The sequence below is a fragment of the Chryseobacterium sp. C3 genome (assembly GCF_014218905.1).
Lineage (GTDB): Bacteria > Bacteroidota > Bacteroidia > Flavobacteriales > Weeksellaceae > Chryseobacterium > Chryseobacterium mucoviscidosis.
Genome location: NZ_JACLCU010000005.1, coordinates 341161 through 361570 on the forward strand (window position 1 = coordinate 341161; position 20410 = coordinate 361570).

Here is a 20410-nt window from a genome sequence, read left to right on the forward strand (position 1 = left end):
GAATTTAATTTACTTGCTTAAATCTTCTTTCAATTTTTTAGCGCCTTCCTCTACTTTGGAAGCTCCTTTTGCTGCGGCATTTTTCACATCTTTTCCTACTTTATCGGCGCCTTCTTTAATGTCCTGCCCTGCTTTCTGAAGATCCTGTTTCGTTTTGTCTGCTGTTGCATCTATTTTATTTTTTGCATCTTCGGCAGCGTTATCAATCTTTTGTCCGGCAGCATCAATTTTAGCCTGAGTATTTTCTTTCACTTCATTAATTTTTGCCGAATCTACTCCGATTCCATTTTCTGAGACAGTAGTAGTGATAGTGGTCGTAGATCCGTCCGGATTTTCAACAGTTTCTGTTTTTGATGTTGACTTTGTACATGACACAACCACGGCTGCGATCATCAGTACAGATAAAATGCTTTTTTTCATACTTTATAATTTTTTTTTAAAACGTTTTTTTGTGATTTATATTATGCAGATTTTACCTCTGCAGAAGGCTCAGATGTTTTCTTTTTCTCCTCGTCTGTTTTTTTCTTTTCTTCTTCTGCCTTCTTTTTATTTTCCTTTTCAAGTTCTTCTTTCAGTTTCTTTTCCTGCTCCTGAAGTTTTAATGCCTCTTTTACCGAATCCTGATACTGTTTTGAAGACATTCTGATTTGTCTTGCAACATCTACAGAAATTGCGCCATTCGAAAAAGAATCGATTGCGGTGGTATCATAACTTGCTTTCGGGCTGTCTGCGGGATAAAAATCTGCCGGTTCTTTTTTTGAACAAGACATCACAAAGGCTGAAAAAATAATAGTGGCAAAAGATAAATTTTTCATGGAACTAATTTAACAGAAATTCTGCAATTACAGGATAATGATCCGATAATCTTACAGAATTATCCACTTTATAGCTTAAAGGAATAATTGATTTTGAACTGAAAATATAATCGATTCTCAATGGAACTTTGTAATCGTGAAAACTTGAAGAACTTCCATTTCCTGCTGCTAAAAAAGCATCCTGAAGATCTTTTCCCAGATTATAATATTCATAAGAATTGGGAACTGAGTTGAAATCTCCCGCCAGAATTACAGGATACGGCGAAAGATCTACCGCTTTTCGGATTTTTTTAATCTGATCTTCGTGTGCTTTAAAGGTAGGAATCATGTGCGATAACAATGTATTGATTTTTCCGCCTTCCTTTTTCAGCCCATCGAACTGAAGCATCGATTTATGCAGCCTGAAAGGCTCAAGATAAACATTCACAATCCGAACGATTTTGCCATTGATATCTACATCTGCATAGAATGAATTTCCTCGCGATTTATCTGTGATTAATTCTTCCTGTCTTACAATTTTATGTTTGGTTTTTAAAATAACCGAAGGATATTTCACCAGATCCTGTCTCAAGGCACGGTTGGTATCTTTTTCCTGAACCAGAATGATATCTGCATTCTGATCCTGAATATATTTTTTCACTTTATCCCAGCCAAAATCGCCGTATTTTACATTAAAAGTAATGACTTTTATATCTCTTATCGATTTCTGACTTTCTGCTTTGGGCGTAAAATTGATCCATCTTCGGATAGGATTATAAAATAAAAATGTTCCCAAAACAAATGCAATGGCAATTTTTTCTTTTCTGAAAATCCAGATCAGTGTAAAAATAATATGTAATGAAATAAGATAGGGAAAACCCAGAGAGAGGAGATTCAGATTTCCGAACAGATTAGGCGGAATCCATGCGTTCCCCAATGTACACAGGAGTAAAATACCAACAATAATATGGAAAAATAACAATACTTGACGCGGCTTCATGAAAACAGTCTAAGGGATATAGAGCTTTTCAGCAAAAATCCTACCACACGAGAAAAATTAACGGTTTTTATGATTTAATTATTGAGCTTAAATGTCGCTACAACAGGATAATGGTCTGATAATTTTGCAGAACGGTCTACCTTATAGCTCAATGCTTTAACGGATTTTGAAGTAAAAATATAATCGATCCTGATCGGGAATTTATAATCATGGAAACTGGTTGCGCTTCCGCTTCCTGCTTTCATAAAAGCATCTTCAAGATCTTTTGACAATTCATAATATTCATACGAGTTAGGAACTGCATTAAAATCTCCCGCCACAATAACCGGATAAGGCGAACTTTCGATGCTTTCTCTTATCGGAACAATCTGCTCCTGATGTATTTTAAAGGTAGGAATCAGTTTTCTTACGATATCTTTCAGTTTCTGCTCGTCTTCTTTACTGTCGCCGTTCAGTTTTACCATACTTTTATCAAATCTGAAAGGCTGCAGATACACATTGATAATCCGGTAAGTTTTTCCATTGATCTCAATATCTGTCTGGGTTGCATTACCGTTTTCATATTCGCCATCAAGCAAATTTTTCTCAGCAATGACTTTATGTTTTGTAAAAACGCTTGTAAGGAGGGTTTTGCTGCTTTGCTTCAGATCTTTAAAATCATATTTTTTATTAACCATCTCCTGAAACAGAACAACATCCGCATCCTGACTGTTGACGAAATTTTCGATATTTTCTTTTCCTAAAACACCATTTTTAACATTGAAAGTAACGATTTTTAAATCTGTTTTGTCATCTTTTGGCTGAGAAAAATTGATCCATCGCAAAACAGGATTGAAAAACAGCAGTCCCGCGAAAAAAAAGACAAAAGCTCTTTTCTTCCAACTGATGATCCAGAAAATAGTAAGCAGAATATAAGCAATAATCAATAAAGGAAAACCTAAAGAAAGTAAATTCAGCCAAGGAAATATTTTTGGTGAAACATAGGCATTCATTAACATTCCGGATAATAAAAGAAATATTCCGGTATGAAGGATAAGAAAAATAAGGCGAAGGATTTTCATAAATCCTAGTGAGGATTAAATCTATTTAAATGTTTTCTCCAAATTTTTGCCAAAATAAACCCAACTAAAGCGCCTCCTACATGAGCAAAATGAGCGGTTCCACTATCTAAACCATTATATCCTAAATAAAGAGAAAGAGCTACACTAAAAATTAAGAAATATTTTGCTTTTATAGGAAAAGGAATAAACAAAATTCCTATTCTGGCATTGGGAAAAATCGTTGCAAAAGCTGCAACCACACCAAAAACAGCTCCAGAAGCTCCCATTAAAGGACTTGATATTATTCTGACAATATTACTTATTAAAAGCTTTTGATTTTCAATTGAGTCAGCAGATCCTTTCAGTTGAAAATCTGTTCCTGAAAAATAATCATAAATATTAACACCCAAATCTTCTAATTGTCTTGCAAACATTTCAACCTGTACAAATTCCCATAAATTGAATAAAACGTAAGCGCCAATCCCACTTAAAAAATAAAGTATCAAAAACCTTTTACCACCTAAAATATTTTCTAAAAAAGCAAAATTATACAACACAAACATATTAAAAAAGATATGCATTATCCCTTCACCTCCAGAAAGTGGCGAGTGCATAAACATAGATGTGATAATTTGCCAGGATTTAAAAAAAGGAGAAAAAGGATAGTATGCAGATAAAGTGTAGTATAACTCTGGCTTATTCAAAACATACAAGAAAAAATTAGTAATTATATAAACTACAATATTTATGATTATAATGTTTTTCGTAATTGGCGGCAAATTATTAAACATAGTTTCTAAAATTTGTTTTTAAAATCATTAAACGGAACTTCGTAGAAACATCTTTTTCCGTTGGGTAAAAATTCCGGAAAGCCCAAAGCGGTAAAATCCTTGATAAGCTGCTCCGCATCTTTTTTGTATATGAAATCGAATCTTGATTTCGACTGAAGCTTACTCCACTGGTTCTGATAATACTGCATGAATTCTTCCTCAGACTTATATTCCAGAATTTCAAAAAGGTTTTCAAGAAACTTCATGACCTGCGTTTCTTTCAGTCCTTCCGGAACCGCATCTATTCTTAACACACTTTCGTGGGCAATGCTCATTTCAAAACCAAGCTCCGGAAGATATTTTTTAATGGAGTTATATTTCGTCTTTTCAATCTCATTCATATGATATTCTAGAGAAAAAAGCAGAGCATGACCGTTGGTTGTTCCTTTTTTTACGGGTTTTGTATTTTCAGAAACCACGAGTCTGTGCATTCTTCCCAAATCGAGCATTAAAGTTTCATCCCCTTTGTTGAACAGCCAGTATCCGTTCGGTAACCTCATCAGATCTTCATCAAAATCTTCATCTTCAAACAGATTGATCTTGGAAGGTTCTGCGGTAATATTCTGATGGTACATTTCCGTAAGATTCTGAATTTCCGCCTGCGCAACTTCACGTTCTTCAATAAAAGGATTGTAGTCTTTATCTACGATGATTTCCGGCATTTTCAGCGTTGTACCTCCTCCACTGTTACCTTTACTCGGGAACGTTTTGTGCATAATTTCATCAAAATGAGGATCTTTTTCAAAATCCAGACTTGGAGAAACGTTATAAATTCCCAGAGAGCGTTTGATGGTGGAACGCAATAAAGCAAAGATCAGATGTTCGTCTTCAAATTTTACTTCTGTTTTCTGCGGATGGATATTAACGTCTATTTTTTCAGGATCAATATCTAAGAAAAGGAAAAACGTAGGCACATAACCCGGCAACAACAATCCTTCAAAAGCTTCCTGAACGGCTTTATTGAAGTACGGGCTTTTAAAATACCTTCCGTTGACAAATAAAAACTGTTCTCCTCTTGTTTTTTTCGCTCCTTCCGGTTTGGCAACATACCCGTGAAGTTTACACCAGATAATATCTTCTTTGATGGGAATAAGCTGCGGCTGCAGTTTTCTTCCGAAAACATCCACAATACGCTGCATCTGGCTTCCTTTTCTTAACCTGAAAATCGGCTCATCATCATGAAACAGGGAAAACTCAAGCGTTTCGTGCGCTAAAGCAACTCTTTGAAATTCATCGATAACATGTCGGAATTCTACATTGTTGTTTTTCAGGAATTTTCTTCTTGCCGGAACGTTATAAAATAAGTTTTTAACTAGAAAATTAGAACCTTCCGCCGTCTGAACGGGATCCTGAAACTGGAAAACCCCTCCTTCGATATAAATATTTGTTCCGATGGTAGCGTCTTTCTGTTTGGTTTTTAATTCCACCTGGGAAACGGCCGCAATCGAAGCCAGCGCTTCACCACGGAAACCTTTGGTAGAGATTTTAAAAATATCTTCCGTTCCGCGGATTTTTGAAGTGGCGTGTCTTTCGAAAGCCATTCTCGCATCCGTCTCAGACATTCCTTTTCCGTCGTCTACAACCTGAATCAGATTTTTTCCGGCATCCCGGATAATCAACTCAATTTTTGTGGCATCTGCATCGATGGCGTTTTCCAAAAGTTCTTTCACAATGGAAGCCGGTCTCTGCACTACTTCTCCTGCCGCAATTTGGTTGGCTACATGATCGGGTAAAAGCTGAATAATATCTGACATAAAAAACGTAAATCAACTTACAAAAATAGTCATTCAAATTAAGAATTAAAACTATAAACTTCTGAATTAAAATTAATTTATCAACATATCAACATTCCAGCCATGCTTCAGATTCAGACAAAATGTCTCGTTATCGGGGGTTTCCTAAAAACACAATCCCCCAATTGCGTTATACAATTAGAGGATTGATTCACAGCTAGTTTACACAAAATTAATACTGATATTTATATCTCTTATTTAACATTGTCTGTTTAATCCGGCAAAACTTTACGAAAAGTATTCAAAATGTTATCAAGAATTTTGATCTTTTATGCTAAGCTTCTGCCCATTTTATTCATCAAATACAAGCTTTCTTTTCTTGTCTCTTTTCTGTTCTTTAATCACCGGAATTCCGTGGATTTTATCATAAAAATATGCCATCAGATTCGGTTTCTTATAAATTCTGCTGTACCGGTATTTCGTATTGAAATGTCTGATATGAATTTTGTACGCATCGTACCCGATTACGACCAGCAAACACAGACTGATTACATAAAACACTCTGAATTCAAGATAATAATAGGTTAAACCTGAAAAAACCGCACCCAAAACATAGGAAATCATGATACTCATCAGCAGTTTTGCTCTTCCGACCAGTTCGCCGTTCTTTCTGAATTTTTTCTGCGTAAACATGGAGAATAAAATCCCAAGATCGGTAGTGGTACCTGTAAGGTGAGTTGTTTTTACTGAGAAATTAGAAATACTTGCCGTTAAACCATTCTGCAGACCCGTTGCGAATAGCATTAATGCCACCAGATATTCTGTTTCTTCCAGCGTTTTCCGGTAATAAAACTGTCCGTAGATTCCCACAAACAATAAACAGGCAATTTCAAGAACCAACGGCATTGCATGGGCGAAATATTTACTTTTCTGATTGAATGTAATCACAATAAAATTCGACACAAATCCCCCGAAAAAGAACAGGAAGATCCACATTCCCACCACCGCAACCTGTGACCAGTTTGCTTTACTGATTTCTGCCGCAAGAATAGCATAATGTCCCGTTACATTGGAAGTAAAAGAGAGAAATATCAACAGGGAAGCAATGTTTATAGTACCTGCCGTAAAGGCAGTCAGCGTTCCTAATCTGATGTTGTCTCCCAACGTTCTGCTGTTACTATAATTCCTTAGCATTTTTCTAAATTTTTAAAGTTCTTTGATGTTAAGCTTCCACAAAGATTTCCGCCAGTCTTCCTTTTTCCGGAAGGCTTTTGCGAACTTCAACCGAAATTTCCTGAGATTTCAGGTCTTTACATTTTCTGATGTAAGGAATAAGATCGAACTTACCATTTCCTTTGCTTTTAATAGAAGGAGAATAGTAAGCTTCTTCAATATTTTCCGCTTTCACATAATTATTGAATGTTCTCTGGAAACTTCCCGTGAAAATATCGCACACAATCTTATTGATCAGGTGAGGATATTTATTCCTGATAATTTCATACGCATCGCAGAATTCCTGCGGTCTGATTTTATTGAAAATGGTACTTTTCGTATTAAAAAGAAGATCTCTTATGGAATCTCCCATATCATACCCCGAAACCAAAACAATGTTATATTGATTATGGTCTTCCGAAGCGTCTTTTTCTCTCATTACTTTTTTCAGAATGTTCAAAGATTCAAGAGAATAATCGGTGGCTATTAAAATCGTCTTGTTCATATTAATGAGATTTAGATTTGTATTTATTCTTTTTTGATGATACAAAACTAAAACGACCAAATTAGAACGTCTTTGGAACGGAATTAAAATGTGATTAAAGAGATTAAAATACGATTAGAATCTGTTAAAAAAAATTAACGATGATTATATTAGATGTCTTTTCCGTCTGTCTGCATACTGTAGAAATTCGGGAAACGCAACTGAACGGTCGTTCCCTGATTTTCGTGCGAGCTTACGATTAATTCCCCACGATGTATTCTCACGATATTTCTTGCCAATGGAAGTCCGATTCCGTAGCCTTCGTAATTTTTGGTGTTGGAAGCCCTGAAAAAAGGATCGTAAATTTTATTCATTTCCTGTCCGGGAATTCCGATGCCGCTGTCTTTTACAATAATGTAGACATCCGAATCCGTTGCTCCCAAAGAAACTTTAACCTGCTGAAAATTAGAATATTTACAGCCATTCTGGATAATATTGGCAACCGCAAGATGCAGCAACTGTTCATTGCCCTGAACTTTCAGTTTTTTAGGATTGTCGGGCAACATACTGATATCGAGATAGATATTATTTCTGGAATCTATTCTTCGGAGGGTTTCAATGACATCCCAAAGCAACTGATCGATCCGCACTTTATCCATTTTCTGGATTTTGCCGTCAAATCCGGTCTGTGCGATCATCAACAGAGCCTTGATTTTTTTGTCTAATTTTTCGGCTTCATTCAGAATGATTCCCAAAGTTTCCTTATACTCTTCGTTGGTTCTGGAAATCGAAAGTGCAACATCTGCTTCCCCCATAATCGACGTTAACGGCGTTCTCAGTTCATGGGAAACGTTTCCAATCAGGTGATTCTGGGTTTCAAAAGAGGTTTCGATGCGGTTCAGCATTCCGTTGAAAGTGTCGATGAGTTCATTCAGTTCCTTATTATCAGGTTGCGGTTCCAGACGCAAATGCAGATTTTCGGAACTGATTTCCTTTACTTTTCCTGTAATTTTAAGGATGGGCTTAAATAACGTTTTCGATAAATAAAAAGAAAAGATCATACTGAAGAACAGCGAAAGAACGATGCAGGTAATCAAAGTTCTTTTTAAAAACCCGAGATAGTAAACCACATAATGGTTTTTGGCGGATGCGATGGCAATATAATTTTTATCATCATGCTTAAAAGTCTGCCCGATGTAGTAAAACTCCTTGTCATTAAAATTCGCCTCGCCTTTTTTTACAATACTTTTAAAAAAATAGTCCGGAATATGAACCTCATCCGAAATTTTCTTAAAGTTTGAATCTGCCGGAATTGCAAAAACATAATCCCGCTCCATCGGAAGCTCTTCATCGTTTAATCCGTTCAGAATGTAATTTTCCGGAAGATCCAGATTGTCTTTGCCTTTTTCGATCTGAATAATGGTAGTTGTACGGATTTTCAGCAGTTCATAAAATCTCTGATGAGAAAAGTTGACAATCGAAAAATACACCAATCCACTGAACAGCAATATGATGGCGGTAAAAACCAACATCAGAAGTACCATTGTTTTGGTCTGATTTGTGACAACTTTGTTAAACATTTTTAAGATTTTTTCAGAACATAACCCATTCCTATTACGGTATGAATCAGCTTATTATCTTCCTGATTATCAAGCTTCTTTCGCAAATAATTCACATAAACATCTACAACATTGGTTCCCAGCTCATAATTCACGCCCCAAACCGCTTCTAAAACTTCTGTTCGTGAAATTACTTTTTCAGGATTGTTTAAAAAGTACAAAAGCAGCTTGTATTCTGTGGAAGTAAGTGAAATTTCTTCGCCCGCACGCGTAACTTTTTTGGTATAATCATTTAAAACCAAATCTGAAAACTGATACACATATTCATTATCTTCTTCATCTTCAACACTTTCATGCTGATTTCCGCTATTGCTCCTTCTCAGTAAAGATTTGATCCTTGCGACAAGTTCTATGAATTTAAATGGTTTTACGAGATAATCGTCTCCTCCGTTTTCCAAGCCCAAAACAATGTTCTCGGAAGTTCCCAAAGCGGTTAAGAAGAGAATCGGAACATTCTGATTGGTTTTCCGGATTTCTTTGCAGACATCCAGCCCATTCATTTCCGGCAGCATAATATCGAGGATCACCAGATCAAAATCATTCGACTGCACCAATTGAACGCCGGTTTTACCGTCAAAAGCCACAGAAACTTCATATCCGCTTTCCTGCAGCCCTTTTTTGATAAAGGACACCACACTGGTTTCATCTTCGATAAGGATTATTCTTTTCATTTGAAATTTGGAATTAGACAAAAATAGGGAAAAGATGGGACATGAATAAAGGAGGAAATTTAAAAATAAAAAATCCTCCTTTATCAAATTTTTAAAAAAAAATTATGCTCTATTATTTTCTGTTAATCATCATTCTTGAAGCCAGAATATGTTCACACGGTCCCTGTCTCAATCCGTTTGCCCTGTAAAAACCGCACTGGCAGTTTCCGTCGGTCAATCGTTGGTCTTTATCAATAAAAGCTTCCGTCTGATAGGTTACATAGCTTTCCTGAATGGTTCCCTGAATTTTGAGAATATCATTTTCAGCGCTGTAACTTATTTTCACTTTATCTTCTGCAATCAGTTGGTTAGCTCTTTCTTCCTGCGGACTGGAGAAGCGTAACTGTTTCATATCCAAAGGCTCCTGAGTGAGCTCGCGAACTCTGTATAAGCCGAGATTAAGATCATAAATCACTCTTCCTGCCTGTGTATAAGATGTCAGCGAAGAAGAAATTGTAGCCGTATCAAGATTTAATTTTTTTGAAAGTTCGGAAGGAGTTCCAAACCAGGTTTCTTTTAATGAATTAAAAACTTTTTCCTGAGTAAGCAGATCCACATTTCCTCTCGGAGCCATAAGATCAAAATTTCCTGCTCTGCTCCAGTCATTCGTAGTCCATCCGGAAAGTCCCAGAGTGAAAGCCATATCTCCCAAATCTGCAATATAAAACGAAGGCAATCCGTTTCCTAATAAGACCACTCTGAAATTTTTAGCAATCGGGATTAGTCTTTCCAGAATCAGCAATCTTCTTCTTCCCCAAATCCTGATGGTTTTGCTTTCTGATCCCGTATAAACCGAACGGTGAAATGTTAGAGTTTCGTACCACGGTTCGAAAACCGCCTGAACAGGTTTTCCGGGTTCAAGGATAAAACGCAATGCTCTCGGTCCTTTTTTTTCTTTAAATCTTCTTAAAAACTGACAGATACTGAAAATATCCATCGGATGAAGATCAAAAGCCGTCGCAGGTAAAGTCATGGCTGAACTTACCTGTAAAAATCCTCTGACCCAGGAATCCGGCAAATCTATTTTTTCTTCTTTGTACACTTCTTCGTTGGTGGTAATTGCCTCAAAACCTGAAGGATCAATTTTAAATTCAGTATCTTTATAATCTCTTATTTTTTGGAATTCATTATAAAGCGCAGCCGAGTAATCTATATTTGTGGTTCCGCATTTAAACTCGTTAATCTCTGTGAAAACATTATAGCTGCTGCTTAATTTTCCGTAAGTGGATTCGTCCTGACTGAAACATTCAAAGAAAACTTCATCGGGATGAACCGTGATAACAGGATCCAGAACAAACCACGCGTCTTTGTCTTTTTGGTACAGATAATCAAAATAAGCTTTTTTGGCTGTATTGAAAGGACCTAAAACCCTGTTCTTTTCTTTATATACCAAATCCAGCTCTCCTCTTACCTCTGCCATTCTCTTCCGGATCTCTTCCACCTGAAATTCAGCCATATAATCGCTCAGCCAGAGTTTTTCCTGCTCGGTAACCCATTCTTTGTATTCTGCTCTGTCTTTCGGTTTAAAACGAAGATCAGAAACCACCACATCATGCAGTGCAGAGATCGCTTCCCGAAACGGGATCTTTTTATTCAGCTTTCCTACAAAAAATGTGGGATCTCTCTGCAGATCCGGCGAAAAACTCATTTGTGTGCTCGTTGCGGAATTGGTAACGGCAGTATCTTTGTGAAATTTATAATCGAATAACATGGCTTAAGAGATTAATTGTAGATGAACATTAAGCTGAGGATAAATCATTTTCAGTTCGGAAATAATGTCAATACATTTTGCTTTATCCTGAACAGCACTGGTTGCCGACAAATCGTCCAGAATTTTGCTTACGATTTCGGCAGATTCCTTATTCTTTCGCCCTTCTTTTTCCAGAAAATCCAAAATCCTGTTTTTGGCTGTACGGGATTTATTAACCCTTGAAAGCACAGACCGGAAGTAAAACTCCAACTCTTTAAGCTTTTCCGGTTTATCACTTGCATATTCTTGAAGATAAGAGGTTACAAAAAACTGCATATTCTGGCTTGGATGCTGACTGAGTTTTGTAAGGTACTCCAATCCGTGTTCTTTTCTGAAAAATTTCATGATAAGGCTTTTACCGAAATTTTCTACATCAGAACGTACAGAATCTGCAATTCCTACCAAGCAATCTGTATCCCAGTCTTCGTCTGTAAATTCAGTGCTGAAGAAATGAAAGGCAAATTCGCGGCTGTCGTCCCACTTTGCATCTAAAATGCCAAGCGCATGATTACGGTCGGATTTTATTCTTTCAATATTGTTTTTATAAAAATTCCATGCCCATTGTCTTACGGCTAAAAATTCATGATTGGCAAGAGCAATAACCTGTTTTAAGGTGAATTTACTATTGTCTTCTACCTTTTTAAGAAGTTCGAAGCTAAAAAGTTGATTTTTCACGCTGTCCGCAAACAGTAATCTGAGAATCCATTTTACCGGAATTTTATTAATATATATTGATGCTGTTTTTTCCAGATACTCTCTAAACAACTGATGAGAATTTTCAAATCTCTGTTCTTTCATCAGAAGATCAAACAGCTTTTCAAACGTTTCCATCTGAGATTCAGACTGAGAATCCAGTCGGTCGTTTTGTGAAAAAATACATTCCACAACTTCTTTATATTCAGAAGAAAGCAGGGGGAGAATTTCCTGCCAGTTTCTTGCGATTTCTTCTTTCGGGTACTGTTCTAAAAGACTGATTCCGTTTTGTCTGATGGATTCTTTAGTGTTATTCAGCAATAACTCAATAATTGAAACAGGGATTTCTGTTACAGAATATTTTTTAGACTTCGAAAGTAGGATTTCACTTGCCAAAAATCTGTTATTGTTTAGAGGAGAAGTCAATAACTGGGCAACAATTTCCCAACTGATCTCGGAAAAATTATCAAAAGCGGTTATTTTAAGCTTTTTCGTTGCAGATTCCGCGACAGCATTATTGTTATCGCTATTTTCCATAGAAAGCAGCTCTATAATTACTTTTCCAAGCAGTGTTTTCTGTCTTTCTTCGGATAAAGATGCACTCTGAAGCAGATTATTGATAAATTCATTAGATTCTTTTCGTGAATTCATGATTAAATGCATCATAAAATCTGTGGAAGCCAGAAAATATCCTGTATTATTATCGATTGCTGTTTTTGCCCAATTTCTTGCTTCATCGGTCTCGCACACCAACAGTTTTGCGACAAAACTTTCGTTTCTTTTCAGCTCTTCCTGTTTTTCAGATAGCCCTTCTAGTGCTAATTTCTGAGGATATTCAGAAGATTTATTAAGCAGCGAAACCATCATTTCAGGATCTATTTTTTGTAGCAAATCTCTGTATTTAGAGTGAACAGAAACATTCTCGTATGCAAATTTCATTACCAGATCCATTTTTGCCTGCATCAGAAGCTGCAGGTAAGCTTCGGGCATTTCATCCCAAAATTCAGGATAAAGCTCCAGTCTTTCAGGATTTTCCTCAGATTTTATAACAGATTCTTCCTGTTTTTGAGGAGAAGGTGTCGGCTTTTCTTTATTTGAGCCAAAAATATTTTTAAATGTATTGATTATCTGATGTAAAGATCCCGATTGTTTGTTATCTAAAGCGGTTTCAGATGTTGCTGAATTTTCCTGCTCCACTTTGTTGATCTTATTTGCCTGATAATAGTATTCCGTGCTCCAGAATTCTTCTTTTTTGATGTAGAATTCAAGATTTGAATCCATTTTGCGATTCTTATCTCTTCCGAAAAGTATGATTGTAAGAAGTGGAGAACGGTAACATTCCGGAGATTCTACAACGGTATAATAATATCTTCGTTCCTTCCAATTATAAGTTCCATAATGACTTAAAGGGCTTTTGCGAGCCGGAAGATAACTGTCATCGGTATATTGGATAAGCGCATTAACAGCAAATCTCAGATATTCTCTTCCTTTGTTCTGCTCTCCCAGTTCTTTTAAATAATAAAAACTGTTTTTCTGAAAATAAAGCTTGGTGAAATTTGAAAATGCAATTCTGCTTTCTTCCCTGGAAAGCTCTTTTCTTACATTCACAGAAGTTCCAATCTGATAAAAATACTGGTTCTGATTCCATGCTTCTTTATCCAGACTGGCTGTTCTTTTGAACATCGGAGATTTTTTTTCAAATAAATAGGAAAGCATTCCTAAAATCTGCGCATCATCCCGAAAACGGGCTAATTTATAAATTGCACGAATATTTCTGAAATACGGTGACGCGAAAGGAATTTTCCATATTATTTCTTCCATCATCCGAACCAAAGAAGGATATGCTTTTGATAAAAGATAAAGATAAACCAACTCGTCCGTTTTCTCTTTCTTCTTAAATTTCCCGAAATAATACTGTTTTAAACCATCATAATTTCCCTGATCAATAAAATCTTTTATTTCAGAGGGCAGACTCTCCAGTAATTCTGAAACAATTTTTTCCAAGCCGGAAGTGTCACTTATTGCTAAAAGCGCATCAAAAGCAACATTTCTGATGTACTTTTTGTGTCTGGAACTGCGCGTAATACTGTAAAGAAGTTCTGAAGCCTGAGTAATTTTTAAGGTTCTGATGGCAAAAACAGCAGCATATAATTGCATTTCACTGCCCTTTGTTGCCAGTTTTAATATATAAGGAACAGCTTCGTTGATTTTCATCTGAGCGGCTTTCCAGATAACCCGGGAGGTTTTCCATTCGGTTTTAAAAGAATTAATTCCTTGTGTCGCATCTTCCAGACGTTTTAAAATAACACCTTCTGCGGAATTCATATTCAGTGCATCCAATGAAGGAAGCTCTACAAAAACTTCGATTTCAGACTGATAGCCTTTATTTCTTTTTTCTTTTTCGAGCTGGTCAAAAATATTTTCTGCTTTTTCTCTGGAAACAAAAGTGGGCGTTTTGCTGCCTTCCTTCAATGCTGCACCGCGTCTTCCGTAACGGAAATTGACGATGAAGGCATCGGGATTTACTTCACAAAGGTCTATTTCGTAAACTTTATCAGATTTTCCTTCGTGGAAAAAAAGTTTGGTCTGTTTAATGATTTTCATCTATCTTATGAATTAAGATGTTGATATTTATGTGTTTCGGTTCAGATTAAAAGATATTCCACCAATCTGTTTTTTCCTCTTTTGGTGTAACCGCATCTTGTTCCGGTTCTAAAACTTCAGGCAATTCTATCACGTCTGGGATCACTTTTTGAACTTCAACAAAAGGCACTCCGTGTTTTGCTACAATTGTTTTTAATTTTTCTTTAAAAACAGATGCTTTGGAAGGATTTACCATATTAACGAAATTAATATATCCTTCAATAGCATTGATAAGATGATACGCTTTTCCCCACGTTTGGTTTTGCCATCCATTGATTTCAATATTATGCAGAAGAGCCCTGAATTTTCTAAGCTTTGTACGTTCTACATTCAGCTTTTCATTAACTACAATTCCTGTTACTTTTTGCTGATGCTTATTTCTCATAATGTGAAGTTTATCCGGATGAATCGTGAAATTTTCATCTTTAATAATCTGCTTTACAAAGTATAAAAGCCTGTTAATATTCTGTTCTGAATCACGATCAGCAGAAAAAGTAAGATCATCCGCATAACGCGTGTATGCAAATCCGAATTTTTTAGCAAGCCCCTGTAATCTTTTATCTAATTTATATGCAACACTATTGCTGATTGCCGGACTTGCGGGGGAACCTTGCGGTAAAAACCGTTCTCCTTTGTGAACAAAATATTTAACCCCGTCCAGCAAAACTTCTTCTGTGTGAGCCTGTGTGCAGATCAATGCAAAAATTGTTGATAATTGTTCAGAATATCCGAATTTTGAGAACAGTCCTTTTACCCGTTTATAACTTATTGAAGGAAAAAAATCCTGCAGATCAATATTAATCACAATACCTTTCCCAAGATGGGGTTCTGCATTGGTAACAATTGATTTGTTAGGCGTAAACCCGTGAACAACCTCTCCTACTGAGATTCTGTTTAAAATATTTTCTAAAATCCATTGCTGAAATAATTTGAGCTTTGATTTTGGAGCTGATATTTTTCTCTTCCCGCCCGATTTTTTTGAAATTTCAAACGTATGGTAGTGTGATTTTTCCGAAACGTTTCTGTTAAAAGCAAGATATCTGATCTGGGAAAGACTAAATCCCGATTTCTGGCTAAAATCCAATATATTTTCGAAAACGGGAAGTGAAAACTGATGCAGTTTTTCCGTATCAGACTGCATTTGATGAAGCCCTTTGGAAACATTTTCGCCCAGATAAATAATCTGCTCCTGCTGCAATTCTTTCCAGCGATCTGCTTTTTCCTGACGTTTTTTTTCGTTTTTCTGCCTGGTTACTTCCCTTTTAGCTTTTGCTTCCTGCATCCGCTTTTTGCGCATTTCGCGAAGCATTGCTTCCTGATTGCCGTATTTTCGGTCTTTCGCAAGTAATTCCTGCAGTTCTTTTTGTAAAACGACCTCTTTTTGGATAAGCTGCTCCGGCAAGGAAGGCGTAGAAGTTTCCTGCCAGAAACCAAGCCTTTTCATTTCTTCTAAAATATAGCTGTCTTTGGAAGAAGCTTTTATACGGTCATAAATTTGTTGCCTGCTCAGGTTTTGTGACATGGTTGTGTTTTTTATAAATAAAAAGCCCTATCGTTTGTAGGGCTTGTTTGGATAAACCTTCGTATTTTCCAAGGACTATATCTATCAACTCCCAGAAAATGGTACTAGTGGGTACCTTTATTTTCCCGGAAAATGAACTGAAAAGGTACCCACTAGTACCATTTTCCCCATTAAAGATAGTATGTAGTGCCGTAAGCTAAGCAATTTTACAGTGATGACGAAACATCATCTTTTCTTAAAAAAGAAAGCAAGGATCTATCTTTTTCAAATATATTAAAAATTACAGTTTCACCAAATTTTATCTGCATTATTTTATTTCCCTGAAAATCTCAACTTCATCTTAAATATTAGATTTAAGCGTAATTAATAAAAATTGAAGAATGGAAAGTTACTTTTTAGAAAATGAAAAATAATTTTCAGAATCACGGAAAATCAATTTCATGTATTATTTAAAGTTTTAAGAATAAAACTGATAAAAAATAAAAACCCTCCGTAAAATTAATTACAGAGGGTTTTAGTACCCCAGGCGGGACTTGAACCCGCACGCCAAAAGAGGCACAGGATTTTAAGTCCTGCGTGTCTACCAGTTCCACCACCAGGGCAGGCGTGGAGCGAAAAACGGGATTCGAACCCGCGACCCCAACCTTGGCAAGGTTGTGCTCTACCAGCTGAGCTATTTTCGCATACTGTGCGGATGAAGGGACTCGAACCCCCACGCCTCTCGGCACCAGATCCTAAGTCTGGCGTGGCTACCAATTACACCACATCCGCGTTGATTATGATGAAAACTTATTTTTAAATGAACTTGTTTCGTTTTGTCGTTTTCAGTGGTGCAAAGATAGGATAAATTCTTTTACCTCCAAACTTTTCAGGAAAAAAAATTAAAATTTTTACATTTTTTTTTTCGCGTAGCCTTTATTACGATTGATTTTCTTACTTTTACAGCGTTAATTAATATGATATGGAATTACAAGGAACGGTAAAGAAAATATTTGATGCTCAGACTTTTGCGAGCGGTTTCCAAAAGAGAGAAATGGTGATTCTGACGCAGGAGCAGTATCCACAGCCAATAAACATAGAATTTTTGTCTGATAAGATCAGTTTATTGGATAATTTAAGAGAAGGAGAGAATGTGAAAGTAGGAATCAACATCAGAGGAAGAGAGTGGGTTTCTCCACAGGGAGAAACGAAATACTTCAATTCCATTACAGGATGGAGAGTAGAAAAAGTTTTTGAAAACGCTTCAGAACCTACACAGGCAGCACCATCTCAGTCTGCATCTCCGGTTTCTAACGAGAATCCTTTCGCAGATGACGATGACGACGATCTGCCTTTCTAATTAAGAGATAATACTGAAAATACAAATCCTGCTTTATCAAGTGGGATTTTTTTTGAAAATGGTTCGATTAGACGAAAACGAAATTTCATTTCCCGATCCACAGGTTTATGACGGACACGAGGGAGTTATCGCTTTTGGAGGAGATCTTTCAATAGACAGGGTATGGTTTGCTTATCAGCTGGGAATTTTTCCATGGTATAATCCCGATGAGGAAATTCTCTGGTGGTGTCCTGATCCGAGATTTGTATTGTTTCCGAAAGAGATTAAGGTTTCAAAGTCGATGAGAAAAATTCTCAACAGGAATATTTTTACTTTTTCGGAAAACAAAAACTTCAGAGAGGTTATCAGAAACTGTCAGGAAATTAGCAGGAAAGGACAGACTGGAACATGGCTTTCGGGTGAATTAATGGACGTTTTCATGAGACTTCATGATTACGGACTGGCAAAAAGCATTGAAGTATGGCAGAATGAAGAATTAGTCGGTGGTTTTTATGGTTTACAGATTGGAAATGTTTTCTGCGGCGAAAGTATGTTTGCAAAAGTGAGCAATGCTTCCAAAGCCGGATTTATTTATTTTGCCGAAAAATATCAAAACAGCCTTGAACTTATCGATTGTCAGTCTCATACAGACCACCTTGAAAGTTTGGGAGCCAGAATGATTCCTAAAAAAGAGTTTTTAAAAATTTTATACGAAAACAATGAACGCAGATAAAGAAAAATGGATTCTTCTGGTTGTACTCAGTATCATTTGGGGATCGTCATTTATTCTGATCAAAAAATCTCTTGAGCATTTCAGTCCTTATCAGGTGGGAGCTTTACGGGTTTTAATCGCAGGAATTATTCTGATGCCTGTCGCGATTTCAAAATATAAACTGTTTCCTAAAAAACATTTAAAATGGCTGCTTTTGGCGGCTTTCACGGGCAACTTTTTCCCGATGTTTCTGTTTCCGATTGCAGAGACAGAAGTAAGCAGCAGTATTGCGGGAATTATCAACTCCATGATGCCGATTTTCGTGATTATTGTGGGCGCTCTGATCTGGAAGTTTGAAACAACAAAGAAACAGCTTATCGGGACTTTAATAAGTTTCAGCGGAGTTTGTCTACTGGCTTTTGGCGGAGACGGAGAAGGCGGAAAATTTAAACTGATTCCTATTTTACTGCTTCTGCTTGCGACTTTTTGCTATGCTTTGAGCACAACAACGGTTAAATCCAAGCTTATGGAAGTTTCGTCAACCGTTTTATCGGCTTTTGTTTTTGGATTTGTTTTATTTTTTCCTTCGTTAATTGCTTTAACTTTTACCGGATTTTTTTCGACATTCAGTTTTGATGAAAGCAATCTGACCGGACTGTTTTTTGTAAGTCTTCTATCTATTTTCGGAACCGGATTAGCTATGATGATGAATTACCGTCTGTTGAAAGTTTCAACGCCATTATTTGCATCAACCGTAACTTTACTGATGCCTATTGTTGCAATCATCTGGGGAATTCTGGATGGCGAAAAGCTTTCCGCTTTACAGTTTGTGGGGGCAAGTATTATTATTGCCGGACTTATCTTTTTAAGGACAAAATCTAATATAATTAAAAAATAAATCCTGCAGAAATGCAGGATTTTTATTGTGTCATTGGAAAATCAAATGACTAATTTTTCTTTTTAACTTTTGCCTTCGCTTTTTTAACCTCATCTTTAATGAAAGGATACTTTTTCTGCATATCCGTTACTAAAGAAGGATCAAGCTCAAGTGCATTATGAAGGGATTCAACGCCTTTTTCCTGATCTTTAAGGTTGAAATAACAGTTGCTGAGCTGATAATACAATTCGGCTCTGTTATGCGATTTTAAAGCTTCTTTTAAAACGATAATCGCTTCTTCATATTCTCCCAAAAGCATTAAAACTTCCGAGTAAGCGTACCAGTTGTAGAATCTTGAAGGTTCCACATCCACCAGCTTTTTAAGACAAGAAAGACTTTCCTCGAACTTACCTGAATCAATGAACAGAAATGCTAATCTTTTCTGGTAATCAAGGTTATTTTCGTTAAGATACGTAGCTTCTCTTGCAAAATGCAATGCTTCCGTCATTCCGCCCATTTCCTCGTAAAGATACGACTGCTCCATCATGGCAAGATAGAACTGCGGATCTTCTCTTAAGGATTTTTGGAAAAAGTTTAAGGCAACGATAGGCTGCTTCAGAGCTTTATAACACAGCCCAATTTTATAGAAGGTAAACGCTTTGGTATATTCCAGTTCCAGCATTTCTTCGTAGACTTCGATTGCTTTTTTATACTGTCCTAAAGCTTCATAACAAGCCGCTTTATTGGCATAAACTCCTACAGAGTTGGAATTGATCGCCAATAAATAATCGTATCCTTTTATCGCTTCTTCGTAATTTTTCCTATTGAAATAGAACTGTCCGTATTCCAACCACGCTACTTCAGAATAGGCAAACTCGTCCAGATATTCATTCAGAAAGGCAATTGCCTCCTCGCTCTTATTAAGATCTGCAAAGCACACCATACAATTTTCCAACGAATATTCATCCGTAGGATCTTCTTTCAGTGCTTTTCTGTAATGTTTAAGAGCGTTAAAGGGGTCTCCTAAATTAACATATTCGTCTGCAATAAAGTTGTGAAGGAAATTCTCTTCTTCCTTCAGCTCCAGTGCTTTTTTACAAATTTCTATGGATTTTTTAGGATTTCCTAAATTCGAATAATACTTTGCGTAGCATACCAAAAAGTCTGTGTTTTCCATTGAAGAACCTTTCAGCTCATCGATAAGATCTTTCGCCGCATTATAATCTTCCCATTCTAAAAGAACTTCAAGTTTTTTAATCTTAATGTCCAAAGAATTGGGATGAAGCTTCAAACCATAATTCACCGCCATATCGGCGTAATTAAAGTCTCCCAGCTCCAGGTAGTAAACAATGATGTCTTCCAATTCTTCTGTATCAAAGTAGAATTCATCATTATTTTCCATCATTTCTTCGAACTTCTTCACAAGTTCATTTCCAAAATACTCTTCCAATACTCACATCCTTCGTCGGCCAA

The 20410-nt window shown here is 36.5% G+C and carries 17 protein-coding genes and 3 tRNA genes; 3 read left to right on the forward strand and 17 right to left on the reverse strand.

The window, feature by feature from the left end; all coding sequences use genetic code 11:
* Window positions 1-9: 9 nt before the first annotated feature.
* From H6W53_RS13495 to H6W53_RS13570, 16 genes are all read right to left on the reverse strand, one after another.
* Window positions 10-420 (reverse strand): hypothetical protein, encoded by a 411-nt coding sequence (locus tag H6W53_RS13495; RefSeq protein ID WP_185207517.1) that lies wholly within the window; start codon window positions 418-420, stop codon window positions 10-12.
* 41 nt (window positions 421-461) lie between these two features.
* Window positions 462-815 (reverse strand): hypothetical protein, encoded by a 354-nt coding sequence (locus tag H6W53_RS13500; RefSeq protein WP_185207519.1) that lies wholly within the window; start codon window positions 813-815, stop codon window positions 462-464.
* Window positions 816-819: 4 nt separating this feature from the next.
* Window positions 820-1794, reverse strand: a complete 975-nt coding sequence (locus tag H6W53_RS13505) for an endonuclease/exonuclease/phosphatase family protein (protein ID WP_185207521.1) — start codon at window positions 1792-1794, stop codon at window positions 820-822.
* Between the two features lie 74 nt (window positions 1795-1868).
* A complete protein-coding gene (locus tag H6W53_RS13510; protein WP_185207523.1) occupies window positions 1869-2855 on the reverse strand; it encodes an endonuclease/exonuclease/phosphatase family protein in 987 nt (328 codons plus the stop codon).
* 5 nt (window positions 2856-2860) lie between these two features.
* Entirely contained in the window at window positions 2861-3625 is a 765-nt protein-coding gene (locus H6W53_RS13515; RefSeq protein WP_108410054.1) for a rhomboid family intramembrane serine protease, read from the reverse strand.
* 5 nt (window positions 3626-3630) lie between these two features.
* The gene (gene mutL, locus H6W53_RS13520) at window positions 3631-5418 is read right to left on the reverse strand and encodes a DNA mismatch repair endonuclease MutL (protein WP_185207524.1); all 1788 of its coding nucleotides are present in this window, start codon (window positions 5416-5418) and stop codon (window positions 3631-3633) included.
* A 330-nt stretch (window positions 5419-5748) separates the two neighbouring features.
* Window positions 5749-6591, reverse strand: coding sequence for a YoaK family protein (locus H6W53_RS13525; protein ID WP_185207525.1), 843 nt, complete (start codon window positions 6589-6591; stop codon window positions 5749-5751).
* Window positions 6592-6619: 28 nt separating this feature from the next.
* Window positions 6620-7114 carry a hypothetical protein gene (locus H6W53_RS13530; protein ID WP_185207526.1) on the reverse strand — a complete coding sequence of 165 codons (495 nt, stop codon included), beginning with the start codon at window positions 7112-7114 and terminating at the stop codon, window positions 6620-6622.
* A 149-nt stretch (window positions 7115-7263) separates the two neighbouring features.
* On the reverse strand, window positions 7264-8673 hold the full coding sequence (locus H6W53_RS13535; protein ID WP_108410057.1) for a sensor histidine kinase: 1410 nt from the start codon (window positions 8671-8673) through the stop codon (window positions 7264-7266).
* A gap of 2 nt (window positions 8674-8675) precedes the next feature.
* Window positions 8676-9383, reverse strand: coding sequence for a response regulator transcription factor (locus H6W53_RS13540; RefSeq protein WP_185207527.1), 708 nt, complete (start codon window positions 9381-9383; stop codon window positions 8676-8678).
* 112 nt (window positions 9384-9495) lie between these two features.
* Complete coding sequence (locus H6W53_RS13545; protein WP_185207528.1) at window positions 9496-11133, reverse strand: SWIM zinc finger family protein; 1638 nt, start codon at window positions 11131-11133, stop codon at window positions 9496-9498.
* A gap of 3 nt (window positions 11134-11136) precedes the next feature.
* Window positions 11137-14469, reverse strand: a complete 3333-nt coding sequence (locus H6W53_RS13550) for a WGR domain-containing protein (protein ID WP_185207529.1) — start codon at window positions 14467-14469, stop codon at window positions 11137-11139.
* Window positions 14470-14515: 46 nt separating this feature from the next.
* A complete protein-coding gene (locus tag H6W53_RS13555; protein ID WP_185207532.1) occupies window positions 14516-16030 on the reverse strand; it encodes a retron St85 family RNA-directed DNA polymerase in 1515 nt (504 codons plus the stop codon).
* 518 nt (window positions 16031-16548) lie between these two features.
* Window positions 16549-16632: transfer RNA gene (locus H6W53_RS13560), tRNA-Leu, on the reverse strand.
* A gap of 5 nt (window positions 16633-16637) precedes the next feature.
* Window positions 16638-16713 (reverse strand) — tRNA-Gly (locus H6W53_RS13565).
* Between the two features lie 6 nt (window positions 16714-16719).
* A tRNA-Leu gene (locus H6W53_RS13570) sits at window positions 16720-16801 on the reverse strand.
* A gap of 190 nt (window positions 16802-16991) precedes the next feature.
* Here H6W53_RS13570 and H6W53_RS13575 point away from each other — a divergent pair.
* Genes H6W53_RS13575 through H6W53_RS13585 form a run of 3 tightly spaced genes read left to right on the forward strand, consistent with a single transcriptional unit; the run spans window position 16992 to window position 18958 of the window.
* On the forward strand, window positions 16992-17369 hold the full coding sequence (locus tag H6W53_RS13575; protein WP_108411147.1) for a DUF3127 domain-containing protein: 378 nt from the start codon (window positions 16992-16994) through the stop codon (window positions 17367-17369).
* A gap of 58 nt (window positions 17370-17427) precedes the next feature.
* Complete coding sequence (gene aat / locus H6W53_RS13580; protein WP_185207534.1) at window positions 17428-18081, forward strand: leucyl/phenylalanyl-tRNA--protein transferase; 654 nt, start codon at window positions 17428-17430, stop codon at window positions 18079-18081.
* Entirely contained in the window at window positions 18068-18958 is an 891-nt protein-coding gene (locus tag H6W53_RS13585) for a DMT family transporter (protein WP_185207536.1), read from the forward strand. The genes aat and H6W53_RS13585 overlap by 14 nt, the downstream gene beginning before the upstream one ends.
* Before the next feature lie 49 nt (window positions 18959-19007).
* On the opposite strand, the gene H6W53_RS13590 is transcribed toward H6W53_RS13585, so the two are convergent.
* Window positions 19008-20387 (reverse strand): tetratricopeptide repeat protein, encoded by a 1380-nt coding sequence (locus tag H6W53_RS13590; protein WP_185207538.1) that lies wholly within the window; start codon window positions 20385-20387, stop codon window positions 19008-19010.
* Window positions 20388-20410: the final 23 nt, after the last annotated feature.

Bases quoted from the DNA above. Each gene is read 5' to 3' on its own strand.
- H6W53_RS13525 (WP_185207525.1), bottom strand. From the start codon at position 6,591: ATGCTAAGGAATTATAGTAACAGCAGAACGTTGGGAGACAACATCAGA.
- H6W53_RS13530 (WP_185207526.1), bottom strand. From the start codon at position 7,114: ATGAACAAGACGATTTTAATAGCCACCGATTATTCTCTTGAATCTTTG.
- H6W53_RS13585 (WP_185207536.1), top strand. From the start codon at position 18,068: ATGAACGCAGATAAAGAAAAATGGATTCTTCTGGTTGTACTCAGTATC.
- H6W53_RS13555 (WP_185207532.1), bottom strand. From the start codon at position 16,030: ATGTCACAAAACCTGAGCAGGCAACAAATTTATGACCGTATAAAAGCT.
- H6W53_RS13495 (WP_185207517.1), bottom strand. From the start codon at position 420: ATGAAAAAAAGCATTTTATCTGTACTGATGATCGCAGCCGTGGTTGTG.
- H6W53_RS13505 (WP_185207521.1), bottom strand. From the start codon at position 1,794: ATGAAGCCGCGTCAAGTATTGTTATTTTTCCATATTATTGTTGGTATT.
- H6W53_RS13545 (WP_185207528.1), bottom strand. From the start codon at position 11,133: ATGTTATTCGATTATAAATTTCACAAAGATACTGCCGTTACCAATTCC.
- aat (WP_185207534.1), top strand. From the start codon at position 17,428: ATGGTTCGATTAGACGAAAACGAAATTTCATTTCCCGATCCACAGGTT.
- mutL (WP_185207524.1), bottom strand. From the start codon at position 5,418: ATGTCAGATATTATTCAGCTTTTACCCGATCATGTAGCCAACCAAATT.
- H6W53_RS13500 (WP_185207519.1), bottom strand. From the start codon at position 815: ATGAAAAATTTATCTTTTGCCACTATTATTTTTTCAGCCTTTGTGATG.
- H6W53_RS13550 (WP_185207529.1), bottom strand. From the start codon at position 14,469: ATGAAAATCATTAAACAGACCAAACTTTTTTTCCACGAAGGAAAATCT.
- H6W53_RS13535 (WP_108410057.1), bottom strand. From the start codon at position 8,673: ATGTTTAACAAAGTTGTCACAAATCAGACCAAAACAATGGTACTTCTG.
- H6W53_RS13575 (WP_108411147.1), top strand. From the start codon at position 16,992: ATGGAATTACAAGGAACGGTAAAGAAAATATTTGATGCTCAGACTTTT.
- H6W53_RS13515 (WP_108410054.1), bottom strand. From the start codon at position 3,625: ATGTTTAATAATTTGCCGCCAATTACGAAAAACATTATAATCATAAAT.
- H6W53_RS13540 (WP_185207527.1), bottom strand. From the start codon at position 9,383: ATGAAAAGAATAATCCTTATCGAAGATGAAACCAGTGTGGTGTCCTTT.
- H6W53_RS13510 (WP_185207523.1), bottom strand. From the start codon at position 2,855: ATGAAAATCCTTCGCCTTATTTTTCTTATCCTTCATACCGGAATATTT.